Source organism: Paraburkholderia sp. Tr-20389, assembly GCF_017104565.1.
Taxonomy (GTDB): domain Bacteria; phylum Pseudomonadota; class Gammaproteobacteria; order Burkholderiales; family Burkholderiaceae; genus Paraburkholderia.
In genome coordinates, this window is record NZ_JAAGPD010000022.1 from 24,849 (window position 1) to 45,459 (window position 20,611).

Below are 20,611 nucleotides of genomic sequence, written 5' to 3' on the forward strand. Positions count from 1 at the left end.
ATTGCACCATCGTCGTCCGGCGCGCATGAATCCATTAAAGGCGATGCGCGCCGGGCGTTCTGCTACAACTGTGCTACGACTGCTTTACTTCGTCTTCGCAGCCTTCGCGAGAGCGGCAACCGCGCTCTTGGAGTCCTGATTCGAGTTCATGAACTTCGTCACGACGTCCGAGATTGCGCCTGCTGCTGCGTCCGGCTGAGCCATGCCGTGAGCCAGCGACGGCACATAGCCGCCCGACTTGATGGCCACCTGTTCATCAGCGTAGGACTTCTTCGCGCAGTCGTCGAATTTATCCATCGACACGCCGAGACGAACCGGAATCGAACCCTTGTACAGGCTGAACTGCTCTTGGAATTCGGGGCTCATGATCGTCTTCGCGAGCGCCAACTGGCCCGGCGTTGCCGCCTTTTGGCCCTTCTGCTGGAAGAACACGAACGAGTCGACGTTGAACGTGTACGACTTTTCCGTACCCGGAACGGCCGCGCAGATGTAGTCCGAGCCGGACTTCTTGTTCGCGTTCGCGAACTCGCCCTTCGCCCAGTCACCCATGAACTGCATGCCGGCCTTGCCGTTGATGACCATCGCCGTCGCCAGGTTCCAGTCGCGACCCGTGCGGCCGCTGTCGAAGTAACCCTGGATCTTGCGGACCGTGTCGAACACGCCGAGCATCTTGTCCGACGTCAGCGTCTTCTGGTCGAGGTCGACCAGCGCCTTCTTGTAGAAATCCGCGCCTTGCGACAGCACGACGTCTTCCCACAGCGTCAGGTCTTGCCACGGCTGGCCGCCCATGGCGATCGGCTGGATGCCGGCTGCCTTCATCTTGTCGGCGACAGCGAAGAACTCAGGCCACGTCGTCGGGACCTTGCCGCCTGCCTTGTCGAGCGCCGCCTTGTTGATGTACAGCCAGTTGACGCGGTGCACCGAGAACGGCGCTGCGACGTAGTGGCCGTCCGCATGCATGATCTTGTCGATTTCGGGCGGCAGGTTCTTCTTCCAGTCGCCGGCGACGGAATCGATGTTCACCAGCACGCCTTGCGATGCCCAGTCCTGGATCAGCGGGCCCTTGATCTGAGCCGCGGTCGGCGCGTTGCCCGAGATCACCTGGGTCTTCAGTGCCGTCATGGCCGCTGCACCCGCGCCGCCTGCCACCGCGAAGTCCTTCCACGTGTAACCCTGCTTCTGCAGGTCGTCCTTCAGCACGCCGACGGCCTTCGACTCGCCGCCCGACGTCCACCAGTGCAGCACTTCGACAGACTCGGCCGCCTGTGCCGTGGCGACGCCACACATCAGACCTGCGGCGCAAAGGGCGCCCATGATCGCACGGAATTTCATTGCTTATCTCCTCCAGACACCTGAACTAAAAACGAGTGGCCCCTGATGTCACCAGGGTGTGATGGTTGGTCAAACAGGCAATACGCTGGACGGTCGAGCGTCGGACAGGCACACGTTGAATGGATGTGCCAGCGCGCCGAGGTTCGGCCGCATGACGCTCAAGAGATGAGTGATGTGCAGTGCAAGAACTGTCTCCTCTTTTGATTTTTGCCTGCTCCGCCTTCTGACTGCGGCGCGTTGCAGACTCGAGGTGTTCCACGCAGGTCGTTCGCTGGAAAACGCCCGCTTCCGCCATGCTGCGCCGCGCTCAAAGGCACTCTGGCGCATGCCGGTACGCGTTGTCCGTTAACATGCAGGGAAGCTACGTGCACCCGCGAAAACGCGCTAGTTCACAAGCCCCGCACGCTTTTTTCATCGAATTCACGTTACCTCTTGATTTGGATTGTAGTTAAACTACAATTCAGTGTCAAAAAAAATTTTATCGGACTACGGGCGCCTTACAGGCCCATCGGATATCCCACGGAGACGCATGCAAACCGACTCTAGCTTCACCTTCGTTCTCTTCGGCGGAACTGGCGATCTGTCGATGCGCAAGATCCTCCCTGCACTGTATGAAGCACACCGTGCAGGCATGCTCGCGGCGAGCGGCAAGATCGTGGCGGTCGCGCGTCATGAGGAAGACCGTGACGGTTATTTGCGATGGGTCAATGAGCACGTGAAGGCGCACGTCGCGAAGAGCGGCGTCGACGAAAACGCGTGGGCGAGCTTTATCGATCGCATCGAGTATGTGAAGCTCGACCTCGGCAACGCGGAAGACTTCGTGAAGCTGCGCGATGCGGTGCAGGATCTGCCCGGTACGCGCGTGTTCTATCTGGCGACGGGTCCGTCGCTGTTCGTGCCGATCTGCCGCGCACTCGCGTCCGTCGGTCTGAACGAGAACGCGCGCATCGTGCTCGAAAAGCCGCTCGGCTACGACCTCCGTTCGTCGAATGCGATCAACGACGCCGTCGGCGAAATCTTCGCGGAAGAGCAGATCTACCGTATCGACCACTACCTCGGCAAAGAGCCCGTGCAGAACCTGCTGGCACTGCGCTTCGGCAATGCGCTGTTCGAGCCGCTGTGGCGCCGCGAGTGGGTCGAGAGCATCCAGATCACGATTGCGGAAGAGCTCGGCGTCGAAGCACGCGGCGACTTCTACGACAATACGGGCGCGCTGCGCGACATGGTGCAGAACCATTTGCTGCAACTGCTCTCGATCGTCGCAATGGAACCGCCGCATTCGATGGATTCCGATTCCGTCCGCGATGAAAAGCTGCGCGTGCTGCGCGCGCTGAAGCCGATCGAACCGCGCGACATCAGCAGGGTCGCCGTGCGCGGCCAGTATCACGCGGGCGTCATTCGCGGCACGTCGGTGCCCGCGTATGCAACCGAGCCCGGCGTCAAGCAGGACAGCGCGACGGAAACGTTCGTCGCGCTGAAGGTCGAGATCGACAACTGGCGCTGGGCGGGCGTGCCGTTCTTCTTGCGTACGGGCAAACGTCTCGCCGATCGCATTGCGGAAATCGTCGTGAACTTCCGGCCGGTGCCGCATTCGGCACTGGGTGCGTCGGCGTTGCGCGCGGGCGCGAACCGGCTGGTGATCCGCCTGCAGCCGAACGAAACCATTCGCCTCTATTGCCTCGCGAAGAAGCCGGGCGAAGGGATGAACCTGTCGAGCGTGCACCTCGACCTCGCCTTCGACCAGTTCTTCAAGGAAGGCCAGATGGAGGCGTACCAGCGCCTGCTGCTCGACGTGATCAACGGTCGTCTCGCGCTCTTTGTGCGTCGCGACGAACAGGAAGCGGCGTGGAAGTGGGTCGAGCCGATCCTCAACGAATGGGCCGCGTCGGGCAAACCGAAGCCTTATGCGGCAGGCACGTGGGGCCCGGCTGCCGCGAGCGCGATGCTCGCGCAGCACGGCACCTGCTGGCTCGAAGAAGAAAACTGAGGTAAGTGATTTTCCACGGCGCGTTTTGTTTTGACCTGCGATGATCGACGTCTTTCGTGACTTTCAGGCAGCGCGCCGTATGCAGCACAGCATGATCAAGCAACACTTCAGATCAAACAAAGAAAGCAGCATGGAGGAGAAGTGATCGAGCTTCACGCTTTCGACGACCCGCGCGCCCAATCCGACGCGCTGGCGAAGGCGGTCGGCGACGCGTTACATGCGTCGCTCGCCGCCCGTGCGAGCGCGACCCGCGCCCGCCCGACGACGCTTGCCGTGTCCGGCGGCACGAGTCCGCGTCCGTTTCTGCAGACGCTATCCACGCAACCGTTCGACTGGAAGCGCATTGCCGTGACGCTCGTCGACGACCGCTGGGTGCCCGAATCGGATGACGCCAGCAACGCCCGCCTCGCGCGCGAGACGCTGTTGCAGCATGCTGCGCGTGATGCCGCCTTCCTTCCGCTCGTCGATACGGCGCAATCGCTTGATGACTATGTCGCCGGATTGAACGGTGAAGTCGCAAGCGGTTCGCGTCATCTGCCTGACGTCGCCGTGCTCGGCATGGGCGAAGACGGTCACACGGCCTCCATTTTCGCGGACGCGCCCGAATGGGAGCACGCCGTCTCGACGGCCGAACCGTTCGTCGCCGTTCATCCCGGCGCCGCGCCGCATGCGCGCGTGAGCTGGTCGATGTCCGCCTTGAAGAAGATCGACCGGCTATTCCTGCTGATCGCCGGTCAGAAAAAGCTCGACGTGCTCAATGCCGCCGCAGCCGCCCCACAAAAAAATGCCATCTCGACGCTGGCGAACGACAAGGGAGTGAGACTCGATGTCTACTGGTGTGCAAACTAAGGCTGCCCCCGGCGCGGGCCAGCACGCCGACGGACCGAGGCTGCTCGCCGACATCGGCGGCACCAACGCGCGCTTCGCGCTCGAAACGGGTCCAGGCGAAATCACGCAGGTTCTGGTCTATCCGTGCGCTGACTATCCGGGCGTCGCAGATGTCATCAAGAAGTATCTGAAGGACACGAAGATCGGCCGCGTGAATCATGCGGCGATTGCGATCGCGAATCCTGTCGATGGCGATCAGGTCAGCATGACCAATCACGACTGGACGTTCTCGATCGAAGCAACGCGCCGCGCGCTCGGTTTCGATACGCTGCTCGTCGTCAACGACTTCACCGCGCTCGCGATGGCGTTGCCGGGCCTCACCGATTCGCAGCGCGTGCAGGTGGGCGGCGGCTCGCGCCGGCAGAACAGCGTGATCGGCCTGCTCGGTCCGGGCACTGGCATGGGCGTGTCGGGTCTGATTCCCGCCGACGACCGCTGGATCGCGCTCGGCAGCGAAGGCGGCCACGCGACCTTCGCGCCGATGGACGAACGCGAAGACCTGGTTCTGCAGTACGCGCGCAAGAAGTGGTCGCACGTGTCGTTCGAACGTGTGGCGGCCGGCCCCGGCATCGAAGTGATCTACCGCGCGCTCGCGGGCCGCGACAAGAAGCGCGTGCCGGCGACGATCGAGGTGTCGGAGATCGTCAAGAAGGGACTCGACGGAGATTCGCTCGCGGCTGAAACAATCGATGTGTTCTGCGGCATTCTCGGCACGTTCGCGGGCAATATCGCGGTGACGCTCGGCGCGCTGGGCGGCATCTATATCGGCGGCGGCGTCGTGCCGCGTCTGGGCGAAGTGTTTGCCCGCTCGTCGTTCCGTCAGCGCTTCGAGGCGAAGGGCCGTTTCGAGGCGTATCTGAAGAACGTGCCGACGTACGTGATCACGGCGGAGTATCCGGCGTTCCTGGGCGTGTCGGCGATTCTCGCTGAGCAGCTGTCGAATCGCGCGGGCGGCAGTTCGTCGGCGGTGTTCGAGCGTATTCGCCAGATGCGCGATGCGCTGACGCCTGCCGAGCGGCGCGTCGCGGATCTCGCGTTGAATCATCCGCGTTCGATCATCAACGATCCGATCGTCGATATCGCGCGCAAGGCCGATGTGAGCCAGCCGACGGTGATCCGTTTCTGCCGTTCACTGGGCTGCCAGGGTCTTTCCGATTTCAAGCTGAAGCTGGCGACGGGTTTGACGGGCACGATTCCCGTGTCGCATAGCCAGGTGCATCTTGGCGATACGGCGACGGATTTCGGCGCGAAGGTGCTGGACAATACCGTCTCCGCAATCTTGCAACTGCGCGAGCATCTGAACTTCGAGCACGTCGAGTCGGCGATCGATTTGCTGAACGGCGCACGACGTATCGAGTTCTATGGTCTCGGCAACTCGAACATCGTCGCGCAGGATGCGCACTACAAGTTCTTCCGCTTTGGCATTCCGACTATTGCGTATGGCGATCTGTACATGCAGGCGGCGTCGGCAGCGTTGCTCGGCAAGGGCGATGTGATCGTTGCTGTTTCGAAATCCGGGCGCGCGCCGGAATTGCTGCGCGTGCTGGAAGTGGCGATGCAGGCGGGTGCGAAGGTGATCGCTATCACGTCGAGTAATACGCCGCTGGCTAAACGCGCGACGGTCGCGCTGGAGACCGATCACATCGAGATTCGCGAATCGCAGTTGTCGATGATTTCGCGGATTTTGCATCTGCTGATGATCGATATTCTGGCTGTCGGGGTTGCGATTCGGCGTGCTGCGCCGGCTTCTTCTGAAGTTAGCGCTGCTGTTACCAAAGCCCGTAAAGGTGCCGATGTTGATACGTCGGCCGTGCTTGACTGGCTTAGTCATGGGGCGGCTGCGTCGCCGAAGGATTAGCGTTTTTTTTGTCTGCGACGCAGTCACCATTCTTGCCTGCGGCGCGGCGTTGCCAGTTTTTTTTCGCTGGCATCCGCGCTGTTTCTCTGGTTTGCTGGCGTTGCCCCTGTGCGGGGCGGCACCTACTTTTCTTTGCAGCGGCAAAGAAAAGTAGGCAAAAGAAAGCCGCTCACACCGCTAGCTTGTGTACTTGCCTGCGGGCCCCCTACGGGTCCCGCACTCCACACGGCAACACTTTGTTTTGCGCCCGTTGCCAGCGCCTCGAACAGGCGCATCACCCACTCCAGTCACTCGTACCTCAGCCAGCGGCAGCGACTCGTCTGCGCCGCCCAGGTGGCAAACGGTGTGTAGGTTGTCGCACCATACGCGTTGGCGTTCTTACGACACCGATCCGCTTTTCAGTCCGGAGTGGTGCACCTCCAGCGCGACGGCCTACACACAGTTTGCCACCTGGGCGGCCGCGAACGCCTGGTAACGCGGCCCGTGACGCGAGAGTGTGAAGTGGGTGATGCGTGAGTTAGCACGCTGGCAACGGGCGCAAATAAGCGCGTTGCCACGTGGAGCGTAAGAACTGGTGGGGGCCCGCAGGCAAGAACAAGGATTGGCGGTGTGAGCCCGCTTTCTTTGCTTACTTTCTTTGCGGCGGCAAAGAAAGTAAGTGCCGCCCCGCACAGGGGCAACGCCAGCAAACCAGAAGCAAAACGCGGATGCCAGCGAAACCGAAAGCGCGGAGCAAAACCCAAAAGGCAAAGCCCGCGCCGAGAAGGCAAGAATGGCGACTGCGTCGCAGACAACAACAGCACCAACAACTACGACAAAGCCGGCCTCCCATGCCACCGCACGACCAAAAACCTTCCAACAAAACACAAAGACCCAGCAACAGCGATGGTAACGCCCATGCCTTGCGGCGACCCATCATGCCAAAGCCCGACGGCGAACGAAGACAGCGCCCCTAACGCCAGCTGCACAGCACCAAAAACAGCCGCAGCCGCGCCAGCATTGCGCGGATACCGATGCATCAAATCCGTCGTGCAATTCGCCGACAGCACCCCCACCACACCGACTACGAAAAACAAACCGGCCACGATCGACCACAAGCCGCCCCACCCAGTCAAACACATCAACGCGACGAACAGCGAAGCGACAAAGCTGATGGTCGCAGCGACGGAAATCACCGGCAACGGACCACTGCGTCCAACCACTCGAGTGTTGATGAAATTGCCGAGCATGATGCCGACGATGTTCATCCCGAACAAAAAGCCATAGTGCTGCGCGGACACATGGAAGTACTCGATATAGACGAACGGCGTCGCCGTGATGTACGCGAACATCGACGCGAACGCCATGCCGCCGCACAGCATGTGCCCCCACGTGACAGGATCCTTCAGCAATGTGCCGTACGCGGCAAACGACTGAAACACCGCACCGTGCGCGCGCTTCTCCCGCGGCCAGGTCTCCGGCACTCGCATGAACGCAGTCACCGCGCAAATCGCGCCGAAAATCGTCAGCGCGATGAAGACAACGCGCCAGCCACCAAGCAATAGCAACTGCCCGCCAATCAAAGGCGCAAGCAACGGCCCGATCGACGTGACGATGGCAAGCATCGACAGCACACGCGCTGCATCGGCAGGACCGTGCGCGTCGCGGGCAATCGCACGCGCCAGCACCGACGCCGCGCCTGCGCCCAGCGCCTGCACGAAGCGGAACGTGATGAGCGAACCGATCGTCGGCGACAACGAGCAGACGATCGTCGCGAGCGTGTACATCACAATGCCGCCGAGCAGCACGGGACGCCGACCATACGCATCCGACATCGGCCCGTACAGCAACATGCCGATCGAGAAGCCGAGCATGAAGCTCGTCAGCGTGCTCTGCGCGGCGCCCGCGCTGACGCTGAATGCCTGCGTGATCGACGGCAGGCTGGGCAGGTACATATCGATCGAAATCGGCCCGCACGCGGCGAGCGCGCCGAGCAGCAGAATCAGCCGCGCGTCGGGCCGGGATCTGACGTCGTGAGACATGGAATTCCAGTGAGAAGCAGCGCGCAAGGAACGGCCGATGCTGGACCCAGCGGACCGTGCGGCACTGCGGATACGGCCCCCGATTGTAACCGACGCCCCATCCCGCCCTCCCCACCAACCTTCATCGGCGGCCCTGATCCGGCTTATCGGTTAAGCTGACCGTCCATCCTTTCGACGCCGACATCCGACCCAGATGACCGCCTTTCTGCTGATCTGGAGCCCCAGGAAATGGCCATGGCCGGAACTGCCCGACGTGGCAAAACGCGTCGCGGCAGGCGAAGCCGTCACCGATGTCTGGGGCTGCGGCCACTCGCGCAGCATCCTGCCTGGCGATCGCGTGTTCGTTCATCGCGTGACGCTCGAACCCAAAGGCGTGTTCGCGTCGGGCTACGTGACGCGCGCGCCGTACGAAGTGCCTGACGCGACAAAGAAGCGCGGCTATCGGCTGTGCGTCGACTTCGTGTACGACTATCTGGTCGATGCGCATCATGAAGTCGTGATTACCCGCGACGAACTGCGCAAGCATCCGTTCTCCGTGCAGACCTGGGACGCGCAGACCTCGGGCATTTCGATCAAGCCGATGGCCGAAGGCGCGCTCGAGAAGCTGTGGATCGAACGAACCGGCAAGCGGGCGCGACCCGCTACCGCGCTCACGCCGCAGTGCGACGCACCGGCGGCCTCGACGAAAGAGCAGGCGACGCAAGCGTGGAGCGCCGCGAACAAGGCCGCAGCCGGGAAACGCGCGGCGCGGGTCGCGATGTACTTCAGTGCACGCAAACGCCCGGACAGCACACCCGGCGGAGGCGAAGGCGGAGAAGGCGGCACCGGTAGTGATGGCAACCCCTCCGGCAACAGCTGAACGCAACGGTCCGCGCGTGAGTCCGCGGCTAACCGCACCGCCCCGCTCGCGGCCGACTCGACCCGACTCCGGTACAATTTCGTGAGGTCATCCTGACGGTCGTGTGGCCGCTCTGCGTCAGTGCGCGAGCGTTCGGACCACACGCAAACCGCCCTTGTACTGCACTCGCGCAGGTCGCAGCCGTTCGACGCGCGAGCCCAACCCAAGCAGGTCCAACGCCCATGCCCAGCAATCAAGAACTCTTCGACCGCGCCCAGAAAACCATTCCGGGCGGCGTGAACTCGCCCGTGCGCGCCTTCCGTTCCGTCGGCGGCACGCCGCGTTTCATCGAACGCGCACAAGGCGCGTACTTCTGGGATGCCGAGGGCAAGCGCTACATCGACTACATCGGTTCGTGGGGACCGATGATCGTCGGCCACGTGCATCCCGAAGTGCTCGAAGCCGTGCAGCGCGTGCTGTCGAACGGCTTCTCGTTCGGCGCACCGACGGAAGCGGAGATCGAGATCGCCGAGGAAATCTGCAAGCTCGTGCCTTCGATGGAACAGGTGCGGATGGTGTCGAGCGGAACGGAAGCAACCATGAGCGCGCTGCGTCTCGCGCGCGGCTTCACGAACCGCAGCCGCATCGTCAAGTTCGAAGGCTGCTATCACGGCCACGCCGACAGCCTGCTCGTGAAGGCCGGCTCGGGCCTGCTGACTTTCGGCAACCCGACTTCGGCGGGCGTACCCGTCGATATCGCGAAGCACACCACCGTGCTCGAATACAACAACGTTGCTGCGCTCGAAGAAGCGTTCAAGGCGTTCGGCAATGAAATCGCGTCGGTGATCGTCGAGCCGGTGGCGGGCAATATGAATCTCGTGCGCGCGACGCCGGAATTCCTTGGCGCGCTGCGGCGCCTGTGTACCGAGTACGGCTCGGTGCTGATCTTCGACGAAGTGATGTGCGGATTCCGTGTCGCGCTAGGCGGCGCGCAGCAGTTGTATGGCATCACGCCGGACCTCACGTGTCTGGGCAAGGTGATCGGCGGCGGCATGCCGGCGGCCGCGTTCGGCGGACGGCGCGACATCATGGCCCATCTCGCGCCGCTCGGCGGCGTGTATCAGGCGGGCACGCTGTCGGGCAATCCGATCGCGGTCGCAGCCGGTCTGAAGACGCTGCAACTGATCCAGGCGCCGGGCTTCTACGATGCGCTGTCGCGTCAGACTACCCGCCTCGTGCAAGGCCTGACGGAAGCGGCGCGCGAAGCGAAGATTCCGTTCGCGGCGGATTCCGTCGGCGGCATGTTCGGCCTGTACTTCTCGGAGTCGGTGCCGGGCAGCTTCGCCGAAATCTCGCGCTGCGACGTGCCGCGCTTCAACACGTTCTTCCACAAGATGCTCGATGCAGGCGTGTACTTCGCGCCGTCCGCGTACGAGGCAGGCTTCGTGTCGAGCGCGCACGACGACGCGATCGTCGACGCCACCATCGAAGCAGCGCGCGGCGCATTCAAGTCGCTCGCCTGATCCCCGTCGACGAAACACTGAACGGATAACCCGAACCCGATGTTCTCGCAGACCGATTTCGTCCACATGGAGCGCGCGCTGGCCCTCGCCTGGCGCGGCCTGTACACCACCGACCCGAATCCGCGCGTCGGTTGCGTGCTGGTGAAGAACGGCGAGGTGATCGGCGAAGGCTTCACGCAGCCGGCCGGTCACGATCACGCGGAAATCCAGGCGCTCAAGGACGCGCGCAAGCGCGGCCACGACCCGCAGGGTGCGACGGCGTACGTGACGCTGGAGCCGTGCAGCCATTTCGGCCGCACGCCGCCGTGCGCGAACGCGCTGATCGAAGCGAAGCTCGCACGCGTGGTCGCCGCGATGGAAGACCCGAACCCGCGCGTGTCGGGACGCGGTCTGTCGATGCTGCGCGAAGCGGGCATCGAAGTGCGCTGCGGCCTGCTCGAAAACGACGCGCGCGAACTGAACATCGGCTTCGTGTCGCGGATGACGCGCGGCCGGCCCTGGGTGCGGATGAAAGTGGCGGCCTCGCTGGATGGCCGTACGGGCCTGCCGTCGGGCGAAAGCCAGTGGATCACGAGCGAAGCGGCGCGCAATGACGGGCATGCGTGGCGCGCCCGCGCGTCGGCGATCCTGACGGGCATCGGCACAGTGAAAGAGGACAACCCGCGCATGACGGTGCGCGCCGTCGATACGCCGCGTCAGCCGCGTCGCGTGCTGATCGACAGCCAGCTCGAGGTTCCGCCCGAAGCGCAGATACTCGCAGGCGCGCCCACGCTGATCTTCTGCAGCACGCTCACGCCGCTGCTCGCGGAGCGCGCCGCCGTGCTGCACGATCGCGGCGCGGAGATCGTGCCGCTCGCGAACGAAAGCGGCAAAGTCGATTTGCCGCGCATGCTCGAAGAACTCGGCAAGCGCGAAGTCAACGAACTGCACGTCGAAGCGGGCTACAAGCTGAACGGGTCGCTCCTGCGCGAAGGCTGCGTCGACGAACTGCTCGTCTACCTCGCACCGAGCCTGCTCGGCAACGACTCGATGAGCATGTTCAACCTCGCCGCGCCAGGCTCGCTGGACGCGCGCACGCAACTCGAATTTCATGCCGTGGACCGGATCGGCAGCGACGTGCGGATTCTCGCGCGGCTGATGCCCAAGGTGCCCACGCATTGACCGATAGATAAAGGACACGACACGATGTTTACGGGAATCGTCGCGGCTGTCGGCCGCATTGCATCGATCACGCCGCTGGGCAACGAACCGGATTCGGGCGTCCGCCTTCATGTGGAAGCGGGCGGCCTCGACATGGACGACGTGCAACTGGGCGACAGCATCGCCATTCAGGGCGCGTGCATGACCGTGATCGAGAAGTCGGCGGCTTCGTTCGACGTCGACGTATCGCGCGAAAGCCTGAACCGCACGGTGGGCCTCGGCGAAACGCGCGAAGTCAACCTCGAAAAGGCGCTGCGCTCGCATGACCGGCTGGGCGGCCATATCGTCTCGGGCCACGTGGACGGCCTCGGCACGGTGACGCGTTTTGCGCGCGTGGGCGAGTCGCACGAATTGCGCGTGCTCGCGCCGCGCGACATCGGCAAGTATCTGGCGTACAAGGGCTCGGTTACCGTGAACGGCGTGAGCCTCACCGTGAACTCGGTGGAGGACCGCGACGACGGCTGCGAGTTTTCGATCAATCTGATTCCGCATACGGTTGAAGTCACTACGCTCAAGGCTTTGAAGGAAGGCACGCAGGTCAATCTGGAGATCGACCTGATCGCGCGGTACGTCGAGCGGATGCTCAACGCACCGAAGTAGTCTCGCCTTCCTCTTTGCAGCCGAACATTCGTCCGAATGGCATATGCCGTTCGGACGGGCGACTTGGCGGGCGGCGTGGCGTAAAATACGCGCTTTCCCAAACTTCTCGCCAACATGACCCTCGCCTCCACCCTTGAAATCATCGCCGAGCTCAAAGCTGGCCGGATGGTGATTCTTGTCGACGAAGAAGACCGCGAAAACGAGGGTGACCTCGTCATCGCAGCGGAATTCATCACGCCGGAAGCGATCAACTTCATGGCGCGCTACGGCCGTGGTCTGATCTGCCTGACGCTCACGCAGGAACGCTGCCGGACGCTCAATCTGCCGCTGATGACGCACCGCAACGGCACGCAGTACGGCACGGCGTTCACGGTCAGCATCGAAGCAGCCGAAGGCGTCACCACGGGCATTTCGGCGGCGGACCGCGCGCATACCATCGCCACGGCGGTCGCGGCCAACGCGCGCGCCGAGGACATCGTCCAGCCGGGCCACGTGTTTCCGATCATGGCGCAGCCGGGCGGCGTGCTGGTGCGAGCCGGCCACACGGAAGCCGGTTGCGATTTCACGGCCCTCGCGGGCCTGACACCCGCTGCCGTGATCTGCGAAATCATCAAGGACGACGGCACGATGGCGCGTCTGCCCGACCTGCTGACGTTCGCCGAGGAACACGGCCTGAAGATCGGCACGATCGCCGACCTGATCCACTACCGCAGCCGCACGGAATCGATCGTCGAGCGCGTGTGCGAACGTACGATGCAGACCGTGCACGGTCCGTTCCGCGCCGTCATGTATCTCGACCAGCCGAGCGGCCAGCCACACATGGCGCTGGTGCGCGGCACGCCGACACCGGATCGCGAAACGATGGTGCGCGTGCATGAGCCGCTGTCGGTGCTGGATCTGCTGGAAGTCGGCACGTCCACGCACTCGTGGACGCTCGACGCCGCGATGAAAGAAATTGCCGCACGCGATCACGGCGTGATCGTGCTGCTGAACTGCGGCGACTCGAAGGAACACATGATCGACGTGTTCAAGGCATTCGACGAAAAGAGCCGGGCCGAGGTGCTCAAGCGCCGCCCGGTGGACTTCAAGACGTATGGCATCGGCGCGCAGATTCTGCGCGAACTCGGCGTCGGCAAGATGCAGGTGCTGTCGAACCCGCGCAAGCTGGGCAGCATGTCCGGCTATGGGCTCGAAGTGACCGGCTTCGTGCCGATGCCAGGCAGCGCGGCCGAGAAGCCGCAGAACTGCTGAACGCATCAACTGCTTTCACGACCAGTTTTTGCTCAGTTGTCGCTTAGTTTCTGCTTGTCTGCGCTCAACCAACACTCTACGGATCTCATATGGAAATCGGACAATACCAACCGAATCTCGACGGCGACGGCCTGCGCATCGGCATCGTCCAATCGCGCTTTAACGAACCTGTTTGCAATGGCCTCGCGGACGCCTGCATCGAAGAACTCGAACGCCTCGGCGTGACGGGCGAAGACGTGCTGCTCGTCACCGTGCCGGGCGCGCTGGAAATCCCCCTCGCGCTGCAAAAGCTCGCCGAAAGCGGTCAGTTCGACGCGCTGATCGCGCTCGGCGCGGTCATTCGCGGCGAGACGTATCACTTCGAACTCGTGTCGAACGAAAGCGGCTCGGGCATCTCGCGCATCGCGCTCGACTTCGGCATTCCCGTCGCGAATGCCGTGTTGACCACGGAAAACGACGAGCAGGCCGTCGCACGCATGACCGAGAAGGGTCGTGATGCGGCCCGCACGGCCGTCGAAATGGCGAACCTCGCCGTCGCGCTGGAACAGCTGGACGGCGACGAGGACGACGAAGGCGAAGACGAGGACGAAGAAGAGGAACGGGCATGAAGAGCGCACGCCGACGCTCCCGCGAACTGGCCACGCAGGGGCTTTATCAGTGGCTGCTGTCGGGTTCGCCGGCAGGTGAGATCGACGCGCAGTTGCGTGGCGCCCAAGGTTACGACAAGGCCGACCACGAACATCTGGACGCCATCCTGCACGGCGTGATCCGCGATTCGGAGGCACTGTCCACCGATCTCACGCCTTGCCTCGACCGCCCCATCGAGCAGTTGTCGCCCGTCGAGCGCGCGGTGCTGCTGGTGGCCGCGTACGAGCTGAAGAATCACGTCGACATTCCGTATCGAGTCGTGATCAACGAGGCGGTCGAACTGGCGAAGACCTTCGGCGGCGCGGACGGCTACAAGTACGTGAACGGCGTGCTGGACAAGCTGTCGGCGAAGCTGCGCGTCGACGAGACGCAGGCCGCGGCCCGCAAGCAGTAAGCGTTCTCGACGAGCGTAGGCGCCTTCAACTGTTGGCGATGCAGGCGGGTCCGGCGTTACGCTGGCCCGCCTTTGTTGTTTGCGCGGCGATGACCGCGCGTTTTGCATTGAACTGGATTGATCGAATGAACAGCGTGACCGAACCCCTCGTGAAACTCGCCGCCCGCGTCGACGCCATCCAGCCGTTCTACGTAATGGAACTGGCGAAGGAAGCGGCGCTGCTGGAGCGCGCCGGGCGCGACATCATCCACATGGGAATCGGCGAACCCGACTTCACCGCGCCCGAACCCGTCATCGAGGCGGCGACGCGCGCGCTGCGCAGCGGCGTCACGCAGTACACGAGCGCGCTCGGTATTCACCCGCTGCGCGAGGCAATCGCCGGGCACTACAAACACGCGTACGGCCTCGATATCGACCCGGCGCGCATCGTCGTGACGGCGGGTGCGTCGGCGGCGCTGCTGCTGGCTTGCGCGGCACTCGTCGATCGCGACGACGAAGTGCTGATGCCCGACCCCAGCTATCCGTGCAACCGTCATTTCGTCGCTGCCGCCGAAGGCAAACCCGTGCTGGTCCCAAGCGGCCCGGCCGAGCGCTTCCAGCTGACGGCGAGCGACGTCGAGCGTCTGTGGAACGCGAACACGCGCGGCGTGCTGCTCGCTTCGCCGTCCAATCCGACGGGCACGTCGATCGAGCCGGCCGAACTCAAGCGCATCGTCGAAGCGGTCCGTGCGCGCGGGGGCTTCACGATCGTCGACGAAATCTACCAGGGTCTGAGCTATGACGCGCCGCCCGTGTCCGCGCTGTCGTTCGGCGAGGATGTGGTCACCGTCAACAGCTTTTCGAAGTACTTCAACATGACGGGCTGGCGTCTGGGCTGGCTCGTGGTGCCGCCCGCCCTCGTCGGCGCGTTCGAAAAGCTCGCGCAGAACCTGTTCATCTGCGCGTCGGCGCTCGCGCAGCATGCGGCGCTCGCCTGCTTCGAGCCGGATACCCTGTCGATCTACGAAGGCCGCCGGCTCGAATTCAAGCGCCGCCGCGATTTCATTGCGCCCGCGCTCGAATCGCTCGGCTTCTCGGTGCCCGTCATGCCGGACGGCGCGTTCTACGTCTATGCGGACTGCCGCAGCGTCGCGCATCCGGCCGCCGGCGACAGTGCCGCGCTGACCCGGGCGATGCTGCACGATGCGGGCGTCGTGCTCGTGCCGGGCATGGATTTCGGTTCGTATCAGCCGCGCGAGTACATTCGCCTCTCGTATGCGACGGCTTATTCGAAGCTGGAAGAGGCCGTCGAGCGCCTGCGCAAGCTGTTCGGCGGCTGAGCGCAACCGGCCGACCAATGAAAAAGGGCACCGCGAGGTGCCCTTTTTCATTGGTCGGAACAGCGAAGCCCGAATCCGCGTTCAGGCGCCCAGTTCAGGCTGCTGCGTCGGATGCTTTGCCGCGTTCGCGCTCGCGTCGTCCTGCTCCACACCCTTCACCGGCGTCGCCGCCGTCAGCGGATGCCCTTCCAGGGTCACCTGGACGCGCTTGTTCGCGCCATTCGAGGCCGCGGTGGACGTCGGCGTCGAAGCCTGCACCGTCGCCGGCGCCTGCGGAGAGTTGATCGGCACCTTTCGGCCACGCGCCACGTCACGCAGACGCGTGCGCTCGGCCATCACCTTCGCGCCGTAGCCGCCATCGTCCGGCGAGGTCGAACCGACGTACAGGCGCAGGCCACCCGGCAGCGAACCGCCGCGCGCGATGCAATCCTTCAGTACGATCGCGCCGACCTTGATGTTCGCCAGCGGCTCGAGCGCTGCGCTCTGACCGCCGAAGTAGCGGAATTTGTCCGAATGCACCGTCGACATGACCTGCATCAGGCCTTTCGCGCCGACGCCGCTTTCCGCGTACGGGTTGAAGCCCGACTCGATCGCCATCACGGCGAGCAGCAGCAGCGGGTCGAGGCCAACTTCACGGCCTGTGTCGAAAGCGGCTTTCACAAGCTCGCTGACGGGCTCCTGGGCAACGCGATAGCGCCGCGCGATAAAGGTGGCAACCAGATCCTGCTCGCGGGTGGAGACCAGCACGCGGTCATCGCGTGCATCGGGCGACACGCGTTGCGACGGGATCATCGACGCGATCGTGCCGACGCTCGGCAGCGTACGCGGATCAAGGCCGTTGAGGGCTGCGGAGGAAAGGCCCGTGCTGACGCCCGCGCCTGACGGAGCCGTGAAGCTGCTGTTGTCGCTGGCGACGTTGTAGCCGGCGTCAGCGGCGGCCGCCGCGGTGTTGGGCGTGTCGGCCGGTTTCGAAGAGCTGGAAGAGCCAGACGTGCTCGACAGCGTATCGTCCTGCGGCGCCGGGTTGCTGCGCTGTTGAGGCGCGAACGACGGCAGCGGATTGCCCTGCAGCAGACGTGCGGGACCAGCCTGCACGGCGGCCGAAATGAAGGGCATCAGCCGCGTTGCCAGCGTCAGGCGCCAGCCGGGCATCAGCCAAAGCGTGAGCGCGAACAGGACAGCAGCTCCGCCGACCATGCTGAAAAGATGATGACTCAAACGCGTCCCTTGACGCAGCGCGCCGCGCATGACCTGCGCGAGCCGCTCGTTGGGACGCCACGATAACCAGGCGTTCATTCAGATCTCCCATGTTGCTGGCTCCGCGAACACCGTAAAAACGAACGGTTGGACTGCTGGTTCGCAAAAGCCAAGACGACGCGCGCTCTGGTTAAGGCGCTAACGACGTCGGGAAAACGGCAAAAAGTACCGTTGAGGAGCCAAAATCTCGAAAAGGGCCGCCTGCATGCCGAAAAGCACGCATTCGGTGGCTCCCACGCGAAAAACCAGCGTCGAAGTGCGCTGGTGAAGACTACATATGACCGTCAATACCGTGCAGGGGCGGTAAGAGCGACGCGTTGCGTCTGAAGGACCGGGGGACGGTGGTAAAAACTATCAAATCCCTGCAACCGATGTGACCGGATTTTATCAGGGTTTTATAGATCGTCAACACTATAAACTGTCAAAACCATAACCAATTGTAATAATGAACAGTGTTCAGGAGCGCCAGGCGCCCTGCATACGGGCGTTCCAGCCGATTGGCATTTTCCGTATTCAACGTGCGCTTCCTAACGCAGGTAAAATCGACAATCCATTCGGCGCGGTCGTTCGTCATCAGTTGGTCACCGCGCCGCCTGCATTCCTAGCTCCTGCATCGCAGCCAGAACAGACCGATGAAATACAAAGACCTGCGTGACTTCGCGAGCCGCCTCGAATCGCTCGGTGAGTTGCGCCGCATCCCGCAACCGGTGTCGCCTGTCCTGGAAATGACGGAACTGTGCGACCGTGTGCTGCGCGCAGCCGGCCCGGCGCTGCTGTTCGAGTCGAAAGAAACACACGCGTTCCCGGTGCTCGGCAATCTGTTCGGCACGCCGCGGCGGGTCGCGCTCGGTATGGGCATCGATACGGCTACGCCAGGCGACGCCGGAGGCGATCAGGCCGCGCTCGAGTCGCTGCGCGACGTCGGGCGTCTGCTGTCCGCGCTGAAGGAGCCGGAGCCGCCCAAGGGCCTCAAAGACGCGGGCAAGCTGCTGTCGCTGGCGAAGGCGGTCTGGGACATGGCGCCGAAGACGGTGAGCGCCCCGCCCTGCCAGGAAATCGTCTGGGAAGGCAACGACGTCGATCTCGCAAAGCTGCCCATCCAGACCTGCTGGCCCGGCGACGCTGGTCCGCTGATCACCTGGGGCCTCACGGTCACGCGTGGGCCGAACAAGACGCGGCAGAATCTGGGTATCTACCGGCAGCAGGTGATTGGACGCAACAAGGTCATCATGCGCTGGCTCGCGCATCGCGGCGGCGCGCTCGACTTCCGCGAGTTCGCGTTGAAGAACCCGGGCAAACCGTATCCCGTCGCAGTCGTTCTGGGCGCCGATCCGGCAACAATCCTCGGCGCCGTGACGCCCGTGCCCGACACGCTGTCCGAATACCAGTTCGCGGGCCTGCTGCGCGGCGGCCGCACGGAGCTCGCGAAGTGCATCACGCCGGGCGTCGACACGCTGCAGGTGCCCGCGCGCGCGGAGATCGTGCTGGAAGGCTTCATTTACCCGCAGGAAGGCACGTTGGCGCCCGCGCCCGAAGGTGCGCCGCCGCGTCCGTCGAAAGGCGCGAGCGCAGCCTATGAGCACGCGCTCGAAGGTCCGTACGGCGACCACACCGGCTACTACAACGAGCAGGAATGGTTTCCCGTGTTCACGATCGAGCGCATCACGATGCGCCGCGACGCGATCTATCACTCCACCTACACGGGCAAACCGCCCGACGAGCCGGCCGTGCTGGGCGTCGCGCTGAATGAGGTATTCGTGCCGCTGCTGCAGAAGCAGTTCACCGAAATCACCGACTTTTATCTGCCGCCCGAAGGCTGCAGTTACCGGATGGCCATCGTGCAGATGAAGAAGAGCTATCCCGGCCATGCGAAGCGCGTCATGTTCGGCGTGTGGAGCTTTCTGCGGCAGTTCATGTACACGAAGTTCATCGTCGTGGTCGACGAAGACGTGAACATCCGCGACTGGAAGGAAGTGATCTGGGCGATCACGACGCGTATCGACCCGTCGCGCGACACCGTGCTGGTCGATCGCACGCCCATCGACTATCTGGATTTTGCGTCGCCCGTTGCCGGACTCGGTTCGAAGATGGGACTCGACGCAACCAACAAATGGCCCGGCGAAACCGACCGCGAATGGGGCCGGCCGATCGTGATGGATGACGCCGTCAAGGCACGCATCGACGGTCTGTGGAACGAACTCGGCCTGTAAGCCGAGGCGGGGTTGCAGGCGACGCAACCGCCGCCCTCTCAACAATAACAATCATCAAAGCGGTCGAACGGATGCATAGCTTGTCGATGTTGTCGGACGGTTTTTTTCTCTCGCTGTCGTTGTGCCTCGATATCGGCCTCGTCAACGTCGCGATCATTTCGCTGACGTTGTCGCACGGCTTCAAGCCCGGCTTCTGGCTCGGCCTCGGTTCCTGTTTCGGCGATCTGATTTACGCGGCGCTCGCGCTCGCGGGCATGGCCGCGCTGCTGCAGTTCGAGTCGGTGCGCTGGGTCGTGTGGATCGGCGGCGCGGCAATTCTGCTTTTTTTGACATGGAAGATGGCGCGCGAGGCGCTGTTTCCGGCATCGGCGCCACCCGTCGAAGGCGAAGCCGACGCGTCGACGCCGCATCTCGATCCGAAGCGCGGCTTCCTGCGCGGCGTACTGCTCGCGATCTCTTCACCTAGCGCCATCCTGTGGTTCGCGGCCGTCGGCGGCGCGCTGATCGCCAAGGCAGGCGCGACGTCGGCGACGACGGCGCCCGTGTTTCTAGGCGGCTTCTTCCTCGGTGGGCTGTGCTGGACGCTCTTCATCTGCGGACTGGCGAGCCACGGACGCAAGCGTGCGGGCACTGGACTGCTGCGCATCTGTCACGTGCTGTCGGCGCTGTTGTTCGCTTATTTCTCGTACAGCGTGATCGTCAACGGCTACCACGAACTGATCGTGCCGACGGCGCACGCTGCGGCTAGCTGAGCGACGGCGCAGCAGTTTCGTGGCGACACAATGCAAACGGCGCAATGCGGCATCGAGCCGGCATTGCGCCGTTTTTCATTCGACTCGCGCAGCGCCAGGCGCTACGCAGCCGGAAAATCAATAACGATAATACGGGCGGCCGTAATAGCCGTGATGGTAGTAAGGCCGGTGATAACCGTAACCATAGTAACCACCGCCGACCACCACAGGCGCGACCACCACGGGCGGCGGCGGTGCGTAGACCACGGGAGGCGGCGCATAGTAAGCGGGCGGCGGCGCCGCGTAGACGGGATAGGCCGGCGCAACAGGGACACCGATCCCGATACCGACGGACACATGAGCCTGCGCTGCAGTGCTCAGTCCAACCCCGAGTGCGGCAGCAGCGATAAACGGAACGATCTTCTTCACTTGTATTTCTCCTGGCGGCTCGGCCTTTGTGACCGGTCGCATGACGGACATGCTGTGAGTTCAATGTATCGAAAAAGTCTGCATGCCGTTGTCTGCATTTGTTGCAAATTGCAATTGCGGGAAAG

The 20,611-nt window shown here is 63.5% G+C and carries 17 protein-coding genes; 13 read left to right on the forward strand and 4 right to left on the reverse strand.

All coding sequences use genetic code 11. From position 1 onward, the window contains the following. Window positions 1-84: 84 nt before the first annotated feature. Window positions 85-1,332, reverse strand: a complete 1,248-nt coding sequence (locus G3N95_RS20585) for an ABC transporter substrate-binding protein (RefSeq protein WP_205971916.1) — start codon at window positions 1,330-1,332, stop codon at window positions 85-87. Window positions 1,333-1,861: 529 nt separating this feature from the next. On the opposite strand from G3N95_RS20585, the gene zwf reads away from it, so the two are divergent. The 3 genes from zwf (at window position 1,862) to G3N95_RS20600 (ending at window position 6,065) form a co-directional block, all read left to right on the forward strand. Beyond that, entirely contained in the window at window positions 1,862-3,319 is a 1,458-nt protein-coding gene (zwf, locus tag G3N95_RS20590) for a glucose-6-phosphate dehydrogenase (RefSeq protein ID WP_205971917.1), read from the forward strand. Between the two features lie 141 nt (window positions 3,320-3,460). Continuing rightward, window positions 3,461-4,168 carry a 6-phosphogluconolactonase gene (gene pgl / locus G3N95_RS20595; protein ID WP_205971918.1) on the forward strand — a complete coding sequence of 236 codons (708 nt, stop codon included), beginning with the start codon at window positions 3,461-3,463 and terminating at the stop codon, window positions 4,166-4,168. Next, on the forward strand, window positions 4,146-6,065 hold the full coding sequence (locus tag G3N95_RS20600) for a bifunctional transcriptional regulator/glucokinase (RefSeq protein WP_205971919.1): 1,920 nt from the start codon (window positions 4,146-4,148) through the stop codon (window positions 6,063-6,065). The genes pgl and G3N95_RS20600 overlap by 23 nt, the downstream gene beginning before the upstream one ends. An 809-nt stretch (window positions 6,066-6,874) precedes the next feature. Here G3N95_RS20600 and G3N95_RS20605 read toward each other — a convergent pair. Next, a complete protein-coding gene (locus G3N95_RS20605; RefSeq protein WP_205971920.1) occupies window positions 6,875-8,086 on the reverse strand; it encodes a Bcr/CflA family multidrug efflux MFS transporter in 1,212 nt (403 codons plus the stop codon). 193 nt (window positions 8,087-8,279) lie between these two features. On the opposite strand from G3N95_RS20605, the gene G3N95_RS20610 reads away from it, so the two are divergent. The 8 genes from G3N95_RS20610 (at window position 8,280) to G3N95_RS20645 (ending at window position 15,859) form a co-directional block, all read left to right on the forward strand. Further along, the gene (locus G3N95_RS20610) at window positions 8,280-8,945 is read left to right on the forward strand and encodes a hypothetical protein (RefSeq protein WP_205971921.1); all 666 of its coding nucleotides are present in this window, start codon (window positions 8,280-8,282) and stop codon (window positions 8,943-8,945) included. A gap of 221 nt (window positions 8,946-9,166) precedes the next feature. Then, window positions 9,167-10,447 carry a glutamate-1-semialdehyde 2,1-aminomutase gene (gene hemL / locus G3N95_RS20615; protein ID WP_205971922.1) on the forward strand — a complete coding sequence of 427 codons (1,281 nt, stop codon included), beginning with the start codon at window positions 9,167-9,169 and terminating at the stop codon, window positions 10,445-10,447. 39 nt (window positions 10,448-10,486) lie between these two features. Next, complete coding sequence (ribD, locus tag G3N95_RS20620; RefSeq protein WP_205971923.1) at window positions 10,487-11,608, forward strand: bifunctional diaminohydroxyphosphoribosylaminopyrimidine deaminase/5-amino-6-(5-phosphoribosylamino)uracil reductase RibD; 1,122 nt, start codon at window positions 10,487-10,489, stop codon at window positions 11,606-11,608. 24 nt (window positions 11,609-11,632) lie between these two features. Next, complete coding sequence (locus G3N95_RS20625) at window positions 11,633-12,247, forward strand: riboflavin synthase (protein ID WP_205971924.1); 615 nt, start codon at window positions 11,633-11,635, stop codon at window positions 12,245-12,247. A gap of 114 nt (window positions 12,248-12,361) precedes the next feature. Beyond that, complete coding sequence (gene ribBA, locus G3N95_RS20630; RefSeq protein WP_205971925.1) at window positions 12,362-13,498, forward strand: bifunctional 3,4-dihydroxy-2-butanone-4-phosphate synthase/GTP cyclohydrolase II; 1,137 nt, start codon at window positions 12,362-12,364, stop codon at window positions 13,496-13,498. 89 nt (window positions 13,499-13,587) lie between these two features. Continuing rightward, window positions 13,588-14,106 (forward strand): 6,7-dimethyl-8-ribityllumazine synthase, encoded by a 519-nt coding sequence (ribH, locus tag G3N95_RS20635; protein WP_205971926.1) that lies wholly within the window; start codon window positions 13,588-13,590, stop codon window positions 14,104-14,106. Beyond that, complete coding sequence (nusB, locus tag G3N95_RS20640; RefSeq protein ID WP_205971927.1) at window positions 14,103-14,540, forward strand: transcription antitermination factor NusB; 438 nt, start codon at window positions 14,103-14,105, stop codon at window positions 14,538-14,540. Before ribH ends, nusB begins: the two co-directional genes overlap by 4 nt. Before the next feature lie 125 nt (window positions 14,541-14,665). Continuing rightward, the gene (locus tag G3N95_RS20645) at window positions 14,666-15,859 is read left to right on the forward strand and encodes a pyridoxal phosphate-dependent aminotransferase (RefSeq protein ID WP_205971928.1); all 1,194 of its coding nucleotides are present in this window, start codon (window positions 14,666-14,668) and stop codon (window positions 15,857-15,859) included. A gap of 81 nt (window positions 15,860-15,940) precedes the next feature. Here the strand turns inward: G3N95_RS20645 and G3N95_RS20650 are convergent, their stop codons facing one another. Next, entirely contained in the window at window positions 15,941-17,155 is a 1,215-nt protein-coding gene (locus tag G3N95_RS20650; RefSeq protein WP_205971929.1) for a transglycosylase SLT domain-containing protein, read from the reverse strand. Window positions 17,156-17,748: 593 nt separating this feature from the next. Here G3N95_RS20650 and G3N95_RS20655 point away from each other — a divergent pair. Continuing rightward, window positions 17,749-19,326, forward strand: a complete 1,578-nt coding sequence (locus tag G3N95_RS20655; protein ID WP_205971930.1) for a UbiD family decarboxylase — start codon at window positions 17,749-17,751, stop codon at window positions 19,324-19,326. Window positions 19,327-19,397: 71 nt separating this feature from the next. Then, complete coding sequence (locus G3N95_RS20660; protein ID WP_205971931.1) at window positions 19,398-20,078, forward strand: LysE family transporter; 681 nt, start codon at window positions 19,398-19,400, stop codon at window positions 20,076-20,078. A 117-nt stretch (window positions 20,079-20,195) separates the two neighbouring features. On the opposite strand, the gene G3N95_RS20665 is transcribed toward G3N95_RS20660, so the two are convergent. Further along, a complete protein-coding gene (locus G3N95_RS20665) occupies window positions 20,196-20,486 on the reverse strand; it encodes a hypothetical protein (RefSeq protein WP_205971932.1) in 291 nt (96 codons plus the stop codon). Window positions 20,487-20,611 lie beyond the last annotated feature (125 nt).